The sequence below is a fragment of the Cellulomonas sp. HD19AZ1 genome (assembly GCF_004535805.1).
Lineage (GTDB): Bacteria > Actinomycetota > Actinomycetes > Actinomycetales > Cellulomonadaceae > Cellulomonas > Cellulomonas iranensis.
The window spans coordinates 557,078-570,604 of record NZ_SPHX01000001.1; the positions used below are offsets into that span (position 1 = coordinate 557,078).

Genomic DNA, 13,527 nt, shown 5'->3' on the forward strand with positions numbered 1-13,527 from the left:
TCCGCGCTCAGCCCAGCGTGACGAGCCCCGTGCCGTCGTCCTCGACACGCGTGTCGCTCACGGCCGTGACCGTGAGGGCACGCAGCCGCAGGCTGCCGCCGTAGTACGACAGGAACGCGGTGTCGGTCGCGTCGCGCCCGGTCGCGATGCGCAGCAGCGAGCCGCGCGGCGCGAGCCGGGTCGCGTCGACCACGTGCCACGCGCCCTCGACGTACGCCTCGGCGACGGCGTGGAAGTCCATGGGCCGCAGGCCCGGCGCGTACACGGCCGCGAGCCGCGCGGGCGTGTCGCAGGCGCGCAGCAGCGCGACCACGAGGTGCGCGAAGTCGCGGCACACGCCGCGACGCTTGAGCAGCGTGTCGGTCGCACCGTCGGTCGGCAGGCTCGACCCCGACAGGTAGGTGACGTGGTTGTTCACCCACGCGACCACGGCGTCGAGCAGCGCGGCGCCGGACAGGCCGCGGAACTGGTCGCGCGCGAACGCGAGCAGCCGGTCGGACTCGGCGTAGCGGCTCGGGCGCCGGTACTCGACCAGGTCGACGTCCTCGACGGGCGTCGTGACGGACCGCCCCACGACGGTCGCCTGGTAGTCGACGACGACGCGCCCGGCGGGCGCCAGCACGCGGTGCACGCGTCCGCCGTGCGGCGTCTTGATCTCCTGCACGTCGAGCGGTGCGTCGTCGGACCGCACGTGCAGCGTCTCGGTGCGGTCGAAGGGCCCCTCCGCGACGGCCACGGACAGCAGCAGCTCGAGCGGTGCGTGCACGTCGAGCGAGAGGTGGGCGGCCACGGAGCGCAGCACGACGGGTCCTTCCCCGGCCAGGACGGGCCGGACGACGGGTGGTGACGGGGGAGACGAGCGGGGGTCGAGCGGGGTGGGGCGTGCGGGGTCCACGACGTCCCCGGGCGGGCGTCGGAGGGCGTCCGACGGCGCGCGGGGCGGAGCGGGGGAGAAGCAGGGGGAACGGCGGTGCGGGGCGCGGCAGGGCCCGTGCCGACGGGGCGGGAGCCCGGCGTCCGGCGCACGGACGTCGTCAGTGTGAGGCCTGCGCGGACGTTCGTCCAGCCCCGTCGGTGACGCGGGTGTCCGTGCAGGTCAGGGGCGTGTTCGAGCGTGCCGCGACCGCCCGGTCGCACGCCGTCGCGCGGACGGGCCGGCGTCGCGTCAGGCGCGGCCGCCGCGCCGTCGTCCGGCCGCGGCGGGAGCGCCGTCCGCGGGCCGGTCCTCGCGTCGCAGCACGAGCGGCAGCACGATCGTCGCGAGCGCGGTCACGACCCACACGACGAGCGTCGCGAGGACCCACGCCGCGACCCCCGAGATGCGCAGCCCCGACGTGAGCAGCCGTGCGAGCAGCAGCGCGACGAACGTCGACAGGACACCGACGCCGCCGAGCAGCGCGGGGGCGTACCGCGTGGTCGCGCGGACGGCCAACGGCGCCAGCAGCGACTGCGCGACCGCGAACACCGCCACGGTGACGACGAACCCGGACGCGGTCACGCGCACGCCGTCGACCAGCAGCGCGGCCGCGAGCAGTCCGAGCGCGGCCGAGCCCAGGAACACGACGGCGCGCAGCAGCAGGCGGGTCATGGGGTCACCGTAGCCCCGGCGTGCTGCCGCGGCGAGGGTCCTTCCGTGCCCGTGCCCGTGCCCGTGCCCGTGCCCGTGCCCGTGCCCGTGCCCGTGGGGTGGCGCGGGTGCGACGGCGGGCGTGGCGCGCGAGCATCGGGGGATGACCACCCGCGTCCCGGCCGTCCCGGTCGCCCCAGCCGTCCCGGCCTCTCCCGTGCGACGTCGCGGTGGGCGGCGGTGACGGCCGCCGACGCGGTGCGGGTCGTGGCCGTCGCGGACACGCACGTCCCGGCCCGGGCCCGCGACCTGCCGCTTGCCGTGTGGCGCGCCGTCGACGACGCGGACCTCGTGGTGCACGCGGGGGACTGGGTCGACGAGGACCTGCTCGACGCGTTCGAGCGCCGCGCGACCCGGCTCCTCGCGTGCCACGGCAACAACGACCCCGCGAGCCTCGTCGCGCGCGTCCCGGAGGTCGCCACGGCCACCGTCGCGGGCGTCCGCGTGGGGGTCGTCCACGAGACCGGTGCGGCCGGCGGGCGCGAGCGCCGTTGCGACGAGCGGTTCGCCGACCTCGACCTGCTCGTGTTCGGGCACAGCCACGTGCCGTGGGACTCCGTGACGCCGCGCGGGACGCGCCTGCTCAACCCCGGGTCGCCCACCGACCGGCGCCGGCAGCCGGCGTGCACGTACCTGACGTTCACGCTGCGCGACGGCGCGGTCGAGGACGTCGTGCTCCACCGGCTGCCGTTGCGCGCGCCGGCGCGGCGCCGTCCCGGCTCGGGAAGCACGAACGCCCCCGACCCGCGGTGACGCGGGCCGGAGGCCTCGTGGATGCTCCCCCGACTGGACTCGAACCAGTAACCCTTCGATTAACAGTCGAATGCTCTGCCAATTGAGCTACGGGGGATCGTGCGGGAAAACCCTAGCAGGCCCGCGAGGGTGCCTCGGACACCGTCCCGCCCGCGGTCGGTGCGACGTGCGCCACGTCGCACGGGCTCAGCGCGCGAGGCCCGCCTCGGCGCGCACGTGCGCCTCGGCCGCGGCGACGACCCGTGCGACCGCCGGGTCGCCCAGGTCGACGGTCCCGTCGCCGATGACCTGCGTGAACAGGTCGCCGTGCTCGTCGCGCCGCAGCGCGACGCGGACGGGGCCGCGGGCGCCGGGGACCTCGACGTGCTCGACGTGCACCACCGACTGCTGCACGCGCTCGCGGAACGACTGCGCGAAGTCCCACGCGTCCGCCTCGGGGTCGAGCGGCAGCTCGGTGCGCGCCCCGCTGACCCAGTGCACCGTGAGGGTGCTCGTCGCGGCGTCGAGCGACCCGCGGTCGACGTCCGCCCACGGCGTGCGCACCGCGCCCTCGTCGCCCACGAGGTGCAGCGCGCGACGCGCCGTCACCGCCCAGCGTCCGTCGGTGAGGGGTGCGCTCGCGAGGATCGCGTCGGCGCGCAGGTCGAGCGCGCGGCGCAGCGGGTCGGGCAGGCGACGGCGTCGGGAGAACAGGGCCACGGCCCCACGGTAGTCCGCGCGTGCCGCGCCACCGGCACGCGACGTGCCGGGGTGCTCAGCGGGCCGGTGCGGGCGACGGCACGCTGCTGCCGGGTCCGGGGGCGTCCGTGACCTCCTCGGGCGTCCGCGGCGAACGCCGCAGGTAGCCCCACGCGATGACGGCGCAGGTCGCGCCGTTGAGGAACCCGACGGTCACGTCGCTCACCGAGTGCATGCCGCGGTAGACGCGCGCGGTCCCGACCGCGAACGGCACGAGCACGCACAGCACCGTGACCGTCCACCGCAGCGCCGGGCGGCGGATGCGCTGCGCGACGAGCGCGAGCGTGAGGTAGAACGCGGCGGCGGCCCCGGTGTGCCCGCTCGGGAAGCTCGACGTCGGCGGCGCGTGGTCGAGGTGCTCGACGTCGGGCCGCTCGCGGCCGACCACGGCCGCGGCGCTGAGGAACACCGCCGCCTGCAGCGCGACCGCGAGCCCCAGCACGGTCGCGTACCACCACTGCCGCGTGCGCCACCACGTCAGCGCGATGCCGACGAGGCACGCGCCGATCAGCGGCTCGGTCTGGCCGATCGCGGAGAGCCACGTGGTGAGGGTGTCGAGGGCGGGCGTGCGCGCGTCGACGAACCACCGGTTGACGGCCGCCTCCGCGGGCAGCCCGTGCAGCGGACCGGTGAGGAGGAAGCCGGTCCCCACCACGACGCACCACAGCACGGCCGTGGGCAGCAGCGCGCGCCGCAGCACGTCACGCCGCCACTCGCGGCCCGACGGGGCGCGGGTGTCGGTCTCCCAGCGGTGCCAGAACCTGCTCATGCGCCCTCCGGGCGGCCGGCGGACACCGGTGCGGCGTCCGGGTCGTGGGTGCCGCGGCCGCGGAACCCGACGTACGACGCGCCGACGACCGCGACGCCCAGCAGCGTCCCGGCGACGACGTCGGACGGGTAGTGCACGCCCAGCAGGACGCGGTCCGCCGCGGTGCCGACGATCGCGAGCGTCGTGACCGCGACGGCGGTCACGCGGCCGCGCCGCCGCAGCGCCGGCCACGCCAGGACGGTGAGGGCGAGAGCCGCCATGGTCGTGCCGGCCGCGTGGCCGGACGGGAAGCTCGACCCGGGCGCGTGCGCGACCGCGTCCTCGATCACGGGCCGTGCGCGTTGCACGAGGCCCTTGGCGGCGAGCTGCAGCGCCCACCCGGCGGCGACCGTGGCCCCGGCCCACGCCGCGCGCGCGCCGAGACCGTGGCGCCGCCACGCCCACACGCACACGAGCGGCACGACGACGAGGTTGAGCCACCGCGGCGCGAGGACGTCCTGCCACAGCACGAGCGCGGTGCGCAGCGCCGGCGACGCGCGCGTGAGGTCCGTGGCCGCGACGACCGTCGACTCGTCGAACCGCACGACGTCGTTGGACCCGCCGCGCACGACGACCGCCAGCGCGACGACGGGCAGCGCGACCGCGGCGCCGAGCAGCACCGCGCGCAGCAGCGCTCGGGACGGGGCTCCGGCGTCGCGCATGGCGAGAGGCTAGGTGCGCGTGGTGCCGCGCGCGCGGCGAGACCTGCCGGGAGGTCCGGGCGCGGTGGTCACGCGGGGGGCCGGACGTGCACGACGCGCGCGTCGTCGCAGGTCAGCTCCTGCCCGTGGCTGTCGGTCGGGATCAGCCGCGGCACCGGCTCACCGTGGCCGTCGACCAGCGTGGAGCGGGGTTCCCCGTCGGCGAAGGCGTGCCGCTCGCCCCACTGCCGGAGCGCGACGACGACGCCGAACAGGTCCTTGCCGGCGACCGTGAGCTCGTACACCTGACGCCTGCCGGAGGGGGCGTCGACCTGCGCGAGGACGCCGAAGGCGCAGAGCCGCCGGAGCCGGTCGCTGAGGGTGTGTGCGCGATGCCTACATCTGGTCCGATCTCGACGTCGGTCCCGCGAGCGACGCCGTCTCGCGGTCCCGCGAGACGGCGTCGCCATCCGGCCACGACCGGGTCCTCCTGAGCCCGGTGCCCCGGGACGCCAACGGTCAGACGTTGACCCAGACCATGTAAGCCAGCTTCTTCCCCTGGCACATCGCGGGTGAGGCGCTCTCGTTGACCCGCACCGTCACGCTGCGCCCGTTCACGACGTCGGCGAAGCCGCCGAACCGCTGGTTCGCTCCGCTGCGCACGAAGATCCGGGTGTACCCGGACGCGTCGACCGGGTCGTTCGACGAGAGAGACGACGACCGGATGCAGAACGACTTTCCGCCCGCGTTCATCGTGTAGGTCTTGTGCACGCCGGACAGGCCCGAGGCGCCCTGGTACGTGCGGCCGGACACGGTGCCGGTCACCTCGTAGTCCGCCCACGCGACGGTGGGCACCAGGACCAGTGCGATCGCGGCGGCAGCAGCGGCGACAGACCGACGGGCTCGGTTCATGACGTTCTCCTTGTCTAGACATGACCTGACTCGGTCACGCTAGAGCCGTGCCCGCTGTTGCGGTGCCGAAGTCCTCGTGGGTTCACCTGAACGGCCCGCACGAGCCCGCCGGGTGATGCCTGCAGCACAACTCGCCCCTGTTCCGCGCGCTTGCGCGCGACGTGCGTGGCGGCCCTGTGTCGATGGAACGGCGCCGCGGCTAGGTGTTCTGTGTCATGACGTTGGTGACGCCTGCGTGGAGGCGTGAGGCCGGGGGTCGGTCGCTGACGGCGGTGTGAGCGCGATGGTAGTTGTAGTGGATGTTCCAGGTCGTGATCGCGGCGGCTCGTTCGGCTTCGCTGGTCCAGACGCGCGCGTAGAGGAGTTCCTCGGCCAGGATCCGGTTGTAGCGCTCGACCTTGCCGTTGTGCCGCGGGGTGTGCGGGCGGATCCGCTGATGCCGGGAGGTGACCGCGGCCACGGTCGTGGTGAACGCGGTGGCCTTGTAGTTCGCACCGTTGTCCGTGACGACGCGCACGAGGCGACCGATGCCGTGGGCGGCGAAGAACGCGCGGGCGCGGAAGAACCCGATGGTGGTGGCGGCCTTCTCGTCGGGCAGGTGCTCGGTGTAGGCCAGGCGGGAGTACCCGTCGACCGCGGAGTGCAGGTAGACGTAGCCCGCTCTGGCGCCGGAGGTCTTGGCCCGCTGAGGGGCCTTGTCGGCGTGAGATCCGCGGCCGTGGGCGCGCCAGCCACCGCCGTCGGGGATGCGTCTGACCTTCTTCACGTCCAGGTGGACCATGTGCCCGGGATACCTCGCCACGATCCGCCCCGTGGTGCGGTTGGTCGACCCGTCGGGGTCGATGTCCCGTCGCCGGTTGACCCCCAGGCGCACCAGCCATCGCGCCACCGTCACGAGCGAGACCCGGTGCCCGGCGCGCGTCAGCTCGAGATGGATCGCACGAGCCGTCCACTTGTGCTGTCGGCGTAGCCGCTCGATCAGATCGACGGCCCGGGCGTCCAGCTGGGACGGGCTGGCGTGTGGAGCGCTGGAACGGTCGAGCAACCCGACCTCACCGAGCTCGTCGAACCGGGCCTTCCACTTGCTCAGGCACTGCCGGGAGATCCCCGCCTCGGCCGCGACGTGCGCGATCGGACGAGACTGGCACCGCTGGACCAGCCGCAGCCTGCCGGCAGGGGTCAACGGGGCGTTAGCGTGAGACATGAGGGGTAGGTCCTTCGCGCAGCGGGACGGTTGGTCGCACTTCCATCCTGCCGCCAGGGCCTACCCCTTGCTCACGCCCCGCGCGGTGTCACCAACCTCATGAGACACAACATCTAGACGCGGCCTCGCGGCGTCCGCGCCGCCCGGGCGCGTCGACGCACCGTCCCGATGGGCCCCGCTGCCGGTGCCCGCCACGACGTGACCCACCGCGCCGGGTCTGCACGGTCGCCCACGAGCTATCGCGGAGTGCTGCGGAGCGCGGGGTCAGCGCGATCGTGGCCACACATCTGCCGTGCGACGACGTGACCCGAGGACGTGGAGGAGCGGGCATGCAGGTCAGCGCGGTGGGCCAGGTGGGGCTTGAACCCACGACCGACGGATTATGAGTCCGCTGCTCTGACCGACTGAGCTACTGGCCCGCAGGCGGCAGCCTACCGAGGGGAGCGCTCGCGCCCGGTTCGCGGCGTTCCGGTCGCGGAGCGGGCCGACCGCTGCGAGCATCGCCGCGGGCGTCCGGCGCGGGCCGGCACGGGTGGGGGAGCCCGCAGCGAGGGAGGTCGCATGTCCACGGTCGCGGCGAGGTCGGGTCAGCACGCGTGGGAGGTCGGTGCGCGCGCGGGGTACGCGGCGAGCGGTCTGGTGCACGTCCTCATCGGGGTGCTGGCACTGCAGCTCGCGCTCGGCTCGGGCGAGGGCAGCGCCGACCAGTCGGGGGCGTTCCAGCAGATCGCGCAGACGTCGTTCGGGGCGCTCGTGCTGTGGGTGTCGGTCGTGGCGTTCGTCGCGCTGGGCGCGTGGCAGGCCGCGGCGGCGCTGAGCGGGGCGGCGGGGGAGACGTCCGACCGCGTGAAGTGCGGGGCGAAGGCCGTCGTGTACCTCGCGCTCGCGGGCACGGCGTTCTCGGTGGTGCAGGGTGGCGGTTCCTCGAGCAGCGGCCAGACCACGAGCATGACCGGTCAGCTCATGCAGGCGCCCGCGGGGCGTGTGCTGGTCGGCGCGGTCGGCGTCGCCGTCGTCGTGGTCGGCGCGTACCACGTCTACAAGGGTCTGGCGAAGAAGTTCCTCGAGGACCTGCAGCGGCTGCCGAGCGGCACGACCGGACGCGTGGCACGGACCGCGGGGGTCGTGGGCTACGCGGCCAAGGGTGTGGCGCTCGGCGTCGTCGGGGTGCTGTTCGTCGTGGCGGCGCTCCACGCGAACCCCGACGAGGCGTCCGGGCTCGACGGTGCGCTGCAGGCGCTGCGTGAGGCCCCGGCAGGTCCGGTGCTGCTGGTCCTGGTCGCGCTGGGGCTCGTCGCGTTCGGTGGTTACTGCGCGGTCAGGGCCCGCTTCGGCCGCCTGTGACGTTTCACCCGCTCCGGGACAGATCCGGCGGGCTCCGGTTCTTGCACGCTTGTCCAGTTTCGGGCATAGTCGTCCTTCGTTAGCGACAAACGGCAAACCCGCCGCAAGGTGGGGACGCAAAGCCACGGGGCCCACGGGGTCAGCCGAGCTACCGAACGACGAAGGAGCACCACCCATGGCTGTTCAGACGCCTGCCACCGACGCCCCCCTCACGCAGGGCGCGCTGCTCACGCCGGGTGAGGTCGCGGTCCTGTTCCGCGTCGACCCCAAGACGGTGACGCGCTGGGCGCAGGCCGGCAAGCTCTCCGCCGTCCGCACGCTGGGCGGGCACCGCCGCTTCCACGAGGCCGAGGTGCGTCAGCTCCTCACGGGCGTCCCGCAGCAGCGCGCCGGGGAGTGACCCCCGCGTCGTCCGACGACGACGCACCGCACGTCCCGACGCCGGTGGTGACCTGGTCACCACCGGCGTCGTGCTGTGTCCAGCGCCTCGTGCGCACCGCGCCGCGAGAGCCGCTGCGTGGCGCCTCGTGCCCGCGCGACGTGAAAGGATCGGGTCATGGCCCTGCGTGAGATCCGCACCGTCGGCGACCCCGTCCTGCGCACCCCGTGCGACCCCGTCACCACGATCGACGACCGCGTCCGCTCGCTCGTCGAGGACCTGCTCGAGACGGTGGACCAGGACGGTCGCGCCGGGCTCGCGGCCAACCAGATCGGCGTGAGCCTGCGCGCCTTCTCGTGGAACATCGACGACGAGATCGGCTACGTGCTGAACCCCGTGATCGTCGAGCTGTCGGAGGACGAGTACCAGGACGGCGACGAGGGCTGCCTCTCGGTGCCGGGGTTGTGGTACCCGACGCACCGCGCCTGGTACGCGCGCGTCGTCGGCACCGACCTCGACGGCAAGGAGGTCGTGGTCGAGGGCGTCGAGCTCATGGCGCGGTGCCTCCAGCACGAGGTGGACCACCTCGACGGGCTGCTCTACCTCGACCGCCTCGAGCGGTCCGTGCGCAAGAAGGCGATGCGCGCGATCCGCGAGCAGCTCTAGTCCCGCGCGTCCGCTGGACCTGCGCGGACGCATGAGGCATCCTGTGCCTGCACGCCGCGTGCGTGGTGCTGTGCCGTCGACGCTTCCTGTCGGGGTACGAGGTCGTTGGGGAAGGCGACCCTCGAGCCCACTGGGAGGACAACATGGCCGGTGCCGTCACCCGCGGTGTCCTTTTCGTGCACTCCGCGCCGCGTGCGCTGTGCCCCCACGTCGAGTGGGCGGCCGGCAACGCGCTGGGAGTGCGCGTCAGCATGGACTGGACCGCGCAGCCGGCCGGTCCGAGCTTCTACCGCGCCGAGCTGTCCTGGCAGGGCGCACCCGGCACGGGAGCGCGCCTCGCGTCCGCGCTGCGCGGCTGGGCCCACCTCCGGTACGAGGTGACCGAGGAGGCCAGCGTCGGCGTCGACGGCTCCCGCTGGAGCCACACGCCCGAGCTCGGCATCTTCCACGCCCAGACGGACGTGCACGGCAACGTCGTCGTCCCCGAGGACCGCATCCGCGCGGCCCTCGAGCACGCGGGCGACCCGGAGCGGCTGCGGGCCGAGCTCGACCTCGCGCTCGGGCAGGCCTGGGACGACGAGCTCGAGCCGTTCCGCTACGCGGGCGCGGGCGCGCCCGTGCGCTGGCTGCACCGCGTGGGCTGACCGCACCGCCGAGGTGCCACCCGGAGCACGTCGCCCCGCCTGCGCCAGGGCGCGGACGGGGCGACGTGAGCGTGCGGCGATGCGGCGTCAGGCGGAGGTGACCACCAGCGCGACGTTGTGACCGCCGAACCCGAACGAGTTGTTGACGGCCGCGATCGGGCCGTCCGGCAGCGCGCGCGGCGTGCCGCGCACCAGGTCGAGCACGAGCTCGGGGTCGGGGTTCTCGACGTTGATCGTCGGGGGCGCCTGCCGGTCGTGCACGGCGAGCACCGTGAAGATCGTCTCGAGCGCGCCGGCGCCGCCCAGCAGGTGACCCGTCATCGACTTGGTGGCCGAGAGCGCCACGTGGTCGGCGTCGTCGCCCAGGACGCCGCGGATCGACCGGGCCTCGATGAGGTCGCCGACGACCGTCGACGTCGCGTGCGCGTTGACGTGCACGACGTCGCGCGCGGCGACGCCCGAGTCGGCGAGGGCCGCGCCCATCGCGCGGACCTGGCCGTCGCCCGACGGCTCGGGGGACGTGATGTGGTAGCCGTCGGCCGACAGGCCGACGCCGCCGATGCGCGCGTACACGCGCGCACCGCGGGCGGCCGCGTGCGCGGCCGACTCCAGCACCACCACGCCCGCACCCTCGCCGATGACGAAGCCGTCACGGTCGACGTCGTACGGCCGCGAGGCGCCGGTCGGGTCGTCGTTGCGCAACGACAGCGTGCGCGACGCCGCGAACGCGGCGATCGGCATGGGGTGGATGGTGGCCTCGGTGCCACCGGCGACGACGACGTCGGCGCGGCCCGAGCGGATCATCTCGACGCCGTAGCCGATCGCCTCCGCGCCGGACGCGCACGCCGAGACCAGCGCGTGCGCACCCGCACGCGCACCGAGCTCGAGCGAGACGTACGCGACGGGGGAGTTCGGCATGAGCATCGGCACGGTCATGGGCAGCACGCGACGGCCGCCCTTCTCGCGCAGGGTGTCCCACGCGTCGAGCGTCGTCCAGATGCCGCCGATGCCCGACGACACGACCGCGCCCAGGCGCTCGCCGTCGACCTCGGGGGCGCCCGCGTCGGCCCACGCCTCGCGCGCCGCGATCACGGCGTACTGCGCGGACGGGTCCATGCGCTTGATCTCGGGGCGCGTGAGCACCTGGTCGGGCGAGACCTTGATGGTCGCGCCGAACGACACGCCGATCTCGTAGCGCTCGGCCCAGTCGTTGTCGAACGGGCGGGCGCCGGACTCGCCGGCGAGCGCGGCGCGCCACGTGCTGGGGACGTCACCGCCGAGCGGCGTGGTGGCGCCCAGGCCGGTGACGACGACCTCGGGGACGGTGCTCATGGGGGTTCTCCTCGGGTGGGTCGGGCGGTGCGCACGGCAGGGGTGCCGGCGCACCGCCCGTGGCCGCAGGTGCGGCGCGCAGGCTCAGGCCTGGGCGCCCGCGATGAAGCTCACGGCGTCGCCGACGGTCGCGAGGTTCTTGACCTCGTCGTCGGGGATCCGGACCTCGAACTTCTCCTCCGCCAGCGTGACGATCGTCATCATCGACAGCGAGTCGATGTCGAGGTCGTCGGTGAAGGACTTCTCGGGCAGGACGGCGTCGGTCGGCAGACCGGTCTCCTCGCTGACGATCTCGGCCAGGCCGGCCAGGATCTCCTGCTCGCTGTGCGCCATCGGGGGTCTCCTCGTGTCAGGTGGTGCAGGGACGTGCTGAACGGTACAGGCGCACGGTGCGCCGTCCGCCCGGGTCACGGGTCAGGGCAGGACGACGACCTGCGCGGCGTAGACGAGGCCCGCGCCGAAGCCGATCTGCAGGGCCAGCGCGCCCGAGGGCACCTGGCCCTCGCGCAGCAGCCGCTCGGCCGCGAGCGGGATCGACGCGGCCGACGTGTTGCCGGTGTCGGCGATGTCGCGGCCCACGACGACCGAGTCGGGCAGCTTGAGCTGCTTGATCATCTGGTCGATGATCCGCATGTTCGCCTGGTGCGGGATGAACGCCTCGATGTCCTCGGGGGCGACCCCGGCGGCGTCCATGGCCTTCTGCGCGACGGGCGCCATCTGCCACACCGCCCACTTGAAGACCGACTGGCCCTCCTGGCGCAGCGTCGGCCAGCCGGCGCCCTCGTCGCGCGTCGCGAGCCACGAGTGCGTCTGGCGGATCGCCTGCGCCTGCCCGCCGTCGGAGCCCCAGATCGTCGGGCCGATGCCGGGCGTGTCGGACGCGCCGACGACGACGGCGCCGGCCCCGTCGCCGAGCAGGAACGAGATCGTGCGGTCCGTCGGGTCGACGAACTCGCTCATCTTCTCGGCACCGATCACCAGCACGTTGCGTGCCGTGCCGGCGCGCACGAGCGCGTCGGCCTGGCCGATGCCGTAGCAGTAGCCCGCGCACGCGGCCGAGATGTCGTACGCCGCGGCGGGCGTCGCGCCGATGCGGTCCGCGACGATCGCGGCGCCGGCGGGCGTCTGGTGGAAGTACGTGACGGTCGACAGGATCACGGCGTCGATGTCGGCGCCCGTGAGCCCGGCGTTCTCGAGCGCGGCGCGCGCGGCGCCCTCGGCGAGGTCGAGCACGTCGGTGCCCGCCTCGGCGCGACGACGCGTGACGATGCCGGTGCGCTGGCGGATCCACTCGTCGGACGAGTCGATGGGGCCCACGAGCTCGTCGTTGGGCACGACGCGCTCGCCGCGCACACCGCCCAGTCCGAGGATGCGCGTGTGCGCGGGGCCGGTGGACTGCGTGAGGGTCGGACGGGTCACGACTGGCTCTCCTGTGCGGTGGTGCCGGCGTGCCGACGCACGAGGTCGCGCGCGGCGTCGAGGTCGGCGGGGGACTTCAGCGCGAGCGTCTCGACGCCCGGCAGCGTACGTCGCGCCAGCCCGGTCAGGACACCACCGGGTGCGACCTCGAGCAGCGCCGTGACGCCCAGCTCGAGGAGCGTGGTCTGGCACAGGTCCCAGCGCACGGGGCGCGCGACCTGGCCGACGATGCGGGTGAGCGCGTCCGCGCCGCTCGTGACGGCCGCGCCGTCGGCGTTGCCGAGCAGCGTCACGACGGGCTCGCGCGGCGTCACCGCGGCGGCTGCCGCGGCGAGCTCGTCGACGGCCGGCGCCATGTAGCGGGTGTGGAACGCGCCCGCGACCTGCAGCGGCACGACGCGCGCACGCGCCGGGGCCTCGGTGCCGAGCGCGGCGAGCGCGTCGAGCGCCCCCGCGGCGACGACCTGCCCGCCGCCGTTCACGTTCGCGGGCACGAGGTCGAGGGCCTCGAGCCGCGCCAGGACCTCGTCGGGGTCGCCGCCGAGCACGGCGCTCATGCCCGTCGGGGTCGCGGCGGCCGCGCGCGCCATCGCGGCGCCGCGCACCGCGACGAGCCGCAGCGCGTCGTCGTCGGTCAGGACGCCCGCGGCCGCGGCGGCCGCGAGCTCGCCGACCGAGTGGCCCGCGGCGACGTCGAACGACGCGGGCGCGAGCCGTGCGAGGTCGGTCGTGGCGTCGGTGCCGAGCACCGCGCGCAGGCTCGCGAGCGCGGTGGCGACGAGCAGCGGCTGGGCCACCGCGGTGTCACGGATCGTCTCGGCGTCGGACGTGGTGCCGTGGGCCAGCAGGTCGACCCCGACGACGTCGCTCGCACGCGCGAGGGAGTCGGCGAAGCCGTCGACCTCGGTCCACGGGACGAGCATGCCGGGGGACTGGGCCCCCTGGCCGGGGCAGGCGACGACGAGCACCCGACCACTGTGCCGTGGGCGCGCGCCGTCACCCGGTCACGGCACGTACCAACCTCGGGTCCCGTGCTTGTCGGACCTGTACAAAGGCCGCG

The 13,527-nt window shown here is 74.6% G+C and carries 17 protein-coding genes, 2 tRNA genes and 1 riboswitch; of the genes, 5 read left to right on the forward strand and 14 right to left on the reverse strand.

What is annotated here, in order from left to right; translation table 11 throughout:
• Nucleotides 1–7 precede the first annotated feature (7 nt).
• Together E4A51_RS02485 and E4A51_RS02490 are read right to left on the reverse strand one after the other, a co-directional pair.
• The gene (locus E4A51_RS02485; RefSeq protein ID WP_046528633.1) at nucleotides 8–802 is read right to left on the reverse strand and encodes a transglutaminase family protein; all 795 of its coding nucleotides are present in this window, start codon (nucleotides 800–802) and stop codon (nucleotides 8–10) included.
• A 363-nt stretch (nucleotides 803–1,165) separates the two neighbouring features.
• A complete protein-coding gene (locus E4A51_RS02490) occupies nucleotides 1,166–1,588 on the reverse strand; it encodes a phage holin family protein (RefSeq protein ID WP_134850778.1) in 423 nt (140 codons plus the stop codon).
• A 219-nt stretch (nucleotides 1,589–1,807) separates the two neighbouring features.
• On the opposite strand from E4A51_RS02490, the gene E4A51_RS02495 reads away from it, so the two are divergent.
• A complete protein-coding gene (locus tag E4A51_RS02495; RefSeq protein ID WP_206119935.1) occupies nucleotides 1,808–2,380 on the forward strand; it encodes a metallophosphoesterase in 573 nt (190 codons plus the stop codon).
• Between the two features lie 24 nt (nucleotides 2,381–2,404).
• Here E4A51_RS02495 and E4A51_RS02500 read toward each other — a convergent pair.
• From E4A51_RS02500 to E4A51_RS02535, 8 genes are all read right to left on the reverse strand, one after another.
• Nucleotides 2,405–2,477 (reverse strand) — tRNA-Asn (locus E4A51_RS02500).
• Nucleotides 2,478–2,566: 89 nt separating this feature from the next.
• Nucleotides 2,567–3,079 (reverse strand): hypothetical protein, encoded by a 513-nt coding sequence (locus E4A51_RS02505; RefSeq protein ID WP_070318667.1) that lies wholly within the window; start codon nucleotides 3,077–3,079, stop codon nucleotides 2,567–2,569.
• Between the two features lie 55 nt (nucleotides 3,080–3,134).
• Complete coding sequence (locus E4A51_RS02510; RefSeq protein ID WP_082131369.1) at nucleotides 3,135–3,887, reverse strand: phosphatase PAP2 family protein; 753 nt, start codon at nucleotides 3,885–3,887, stop codon at nucleotides 3,135–3,137.
• On the reverse strand, nucleotides 3,884–4,588 hold the full coding sequence (locus E4A51_RS02515; protein WP_134850779.1) for a phosphatase PAP2 family protein: 705 nt from the start codon (nucleotides 4,586–4,588) through the stop codon (nucleotides 3,884–3,886). Before E4A51_RS02515 ends, E4A51_RS02510 begins: the two co-directional genes overlap by 4 nt.
• A 68-nt stretch (nucleotides 4,589–4,656) precedes the next feature.
• The gene (locus tag E4A51_RS02520) at nucleotides 4,657–5,037 is read right to left on the reverse strand and encodes a helix-turn-helix domain-containing protein (protein WP_134850780.1); all 381 of its coding nucleotides are present in this window, start codon (nucleotides 5,035–5,037) and stop codon (nucleotides 4,657–4,659) included.
• Between the two features lie 49 nt (nucleotides 5,038–5,086).
• Nucleotides 5,087–5,479 carry a hypothetical protein gene (locus tag E4A51_RS02525; RefSeq protein WP_134850781.1) on the reverse strand — a complete coding sequence of 131 codons (393 nt, stop codon included), beginning with the start codon at nucleotides 5,477–5,479 and terminating at the stop codon, nucleotides 5,087–5,089.
• Between the two features lie 199 nt (nucleotides 5,480–5,678).
• A complete protein-coding gene (locus E4A51_RS02530; protein WP_134850782.1) occupies nucleotides 5,679–6,683 on the reverse strand; it encodes an IS481 family transposase in 1,005 nt (334 codons plus the stop codon).
• A gap of 345 nt (nucleotides 6,684–7,028) precedes the next feature.
• Nucleotides 7,029–7,102: transfer RNA gene (locus E4A51_RS02535), tRNA-Ile, on the reverse strand.
• Between the two features lie 142 nt (nucleotides 7,103–7,244).
• Here E4A51_RS02535 and E4A51_RS02545 point away from each other — a divergent pair.
• From E4A51_RS02545 to E4A51_RS02560, 4 genes are all read left to right on the forward strand, one after another.
• Nucleotides 7,245–8,027 (forward strand): DUF1206 domain-containing protein, encoded by a 783-nt coding sequence (locus tag E4A51_RS02545; protein ID WP_134850783.1) that lies wholly within the window; start codon nucleotides 7,245–7,247, stop codon nucleotides 8,025–8,027.
• Nucleotides 8,028–8,108: 81 nt separating this feature from the next.
• A riboswitch (cyclic di-GMP riboswitch) is annotated at nucleotides 8,109–8,183 on the forward strand.
• Between the two features lie 19 nt (nucleotides 8,184–8,202).
• Nucleotides 8,203–8,427, forward strand: a complete 225-nt coding sequence (locus tag E4A51_RS02550; RefSeq protein ID WP_046528622.1) for a BldC family transcriptional regulator — start codon at nucleotides 8,203–8,205, stop codon at nucleotides 8,425–8,427.
• A gap of 156 nt (nucleotides 8,428–8,583) precedes the next feature.
• Nucleotides 8,584–9,072: a peptide deformylase gene (def, locus tag E4A51_RS02555; RefSeq protein WP_046528621.1), complete on the forward strand. Its 489-nt coding sequence runs from the start codon at nucleotides 8,584–8,586 to the stop codon at nucleotides 9,070–9,072.
• A gap of 143 nt (nucleotides 9,073–9,215) precedes the next feature.
• Entirely contained in the window at nucleotides 9,216–9,716 is a 501-nt protein-coding gene (locus E4A51_RS02560; RefSeq protein ID WP_046528620.1) for a DUF3145 domain-containing protein, read from the forward strand.
• An 87-nt stretch (nucleotides 9,717–9,803) separates the two neighbouring features.
• Here E4A51_RS02560 and E4A51_RS02565 read toward each other — a convergent pair whose 3' ends face one another.
• From E4A51_RS02565 to E4A51_RS02580, 4 genes are all read right to left on the reverse strand, one after another.
• On the reverse strand, nucleotides 9,804–11,048 hold the full coding sequence (locus E4A51_RS02565) for a beta-ketoacyl synthase (protein ID WP_134850784.1): 1,245 nt from the start codon (nucleotides 11,046–11,048) through the stop codon (nucleotides 9,804–9,806).
• Nucleotides 11,049–11,132: 84 nt separating this feature from the next.
• On the reverse strand, nucleotides 11,133–11,381 hold the full coding sequence (locus E4A51_RS02570) for an acyl carrier protein (protein ID WP_046528618.1): 249 nt from the start codon (nucleotides 11,379–11,381) through the stop codon (nucleotides 11,133–11,135).
• An 81-nt stretch (nucleotides 11,382–11,462) separates the two neighbouring features.
• On the reverse strand, nucleotides 11,463–12,467 hold the full coding sequence (locus E4A51_RS02575) for a beta-ketoacyl-ACP synthase III (protein ID WP_046528617.1): 1,005 nt from the start codon (nucleotides 12,465–12,467) through the stop codon (nucleotides 11,463–11,465).
• On the reverse strand, nucleotides 12,464–13,435 hold the full coding sequence (locus E4A51_RS02580; protein ID WP_134850785.1) for an ACP S-malonyltransferase: 972 nt from the start codon (nucleotides 13,433–13,435) through the stop codon (nucleotides 12,464–12,466). Before E4A51_RS02580 ends, E4A51_RS02575 begins: the two co-directional genes overlap by 4 nt.
• Nucleotides 13,436–13,527: the final 92 nt, after the last annotated feature.

Excerpts from the sequence above, each read along its gene's own strand:
- def (WP_046528621.1), top strand. The coding sequence starts at position 8,584 with ATGGCCCTGCGTGAGATCCGCACCGTCGGCGACCCCGTCCTGCGCACC.
- E4A51_RS02515 (WP_134850779.1), bottom strand. The coding sequence starts at position 4,588 with ATGCGCGACGCCGGAGCCCCGTCCCGAGCGCTGCTGCGCGCGGTGCTG.
- E4A51_RS02545 (WP_134850783.1), top strand. The coding sequence starts at position 7,245 with ATGTCCACGGTCGCGGCGAGGTCGGGTCAGCACGCGTGGGAGGTCGGT.
- E4A51_RS02565 (WP_134850784.1), bottom strand. The coding sequence starts at position 11,048 with ATGAGCACCGTCCCCGAGGTCGTCGTCACCGGCCTGGGCGCCACCACG.
- E4A51_RS02570 (WP_046528618.1), bottom strand. The coding sequence starts at position 11,381 with ATGGCGCACAGCGAGCAGGAGATCCTGGCCGGCCTGGCCGAGATCGTC.
- E4A51_RS02520 (WP_134850780.1), bottom strand. The coding sequence starts at position 5,037 with ATGGCGACGCCGTCTCGCGGGACCGCGAGACGGCGTCGCTCGCGGGAC.
- E4A51_RS02560 (WP_046528620.1), top strand. The coding sequence starts at position 9,216 with ATGGCCGGTGCCGTCACCCGCGGTGTCCTTTTCGTGCACTCCGCGCCG.
- E4A51_RS02510 (WP_082131369.1), bottom strand. The coding sequence starts at position 3,887 with ATGAGCAGGTTCTGGCACCGCTGGGAGACCGACACCCGCGCCCCGTCG.
- E4A51_RS02550 (WP_046528622.1), top strand. The coding sequence starts at position 8,203 with ATGGCTGTTCAGACGCCTGCCACCGACGCCCCCCTCACGCAGGGCGCG.
- E4A51_RS02490 (WP_134850778.1), bottom strand. The coding sequence starts at position 1,588 with ATGACCCGCCTGCTGCTGCGCGCCGTCGTGTTCCTGGGCTCGGCCGCG.
- E4A51_RS02525 (WP_134850781.1), bottom strand. The coding sequence starts at position 5,479 with ATGAACCGAGCCCGTCGGTCTGTCGCCGCTGCTGCCGCCGCGATCGCA.
- E4A51_RS02530 (WP_134850782.1), bottom strand. The coding sequence starts at position 6,683 with ATGTCTCACGCTAACGCCCCGTTGACCCCTGCCGGCAGGCTGCGGCTG.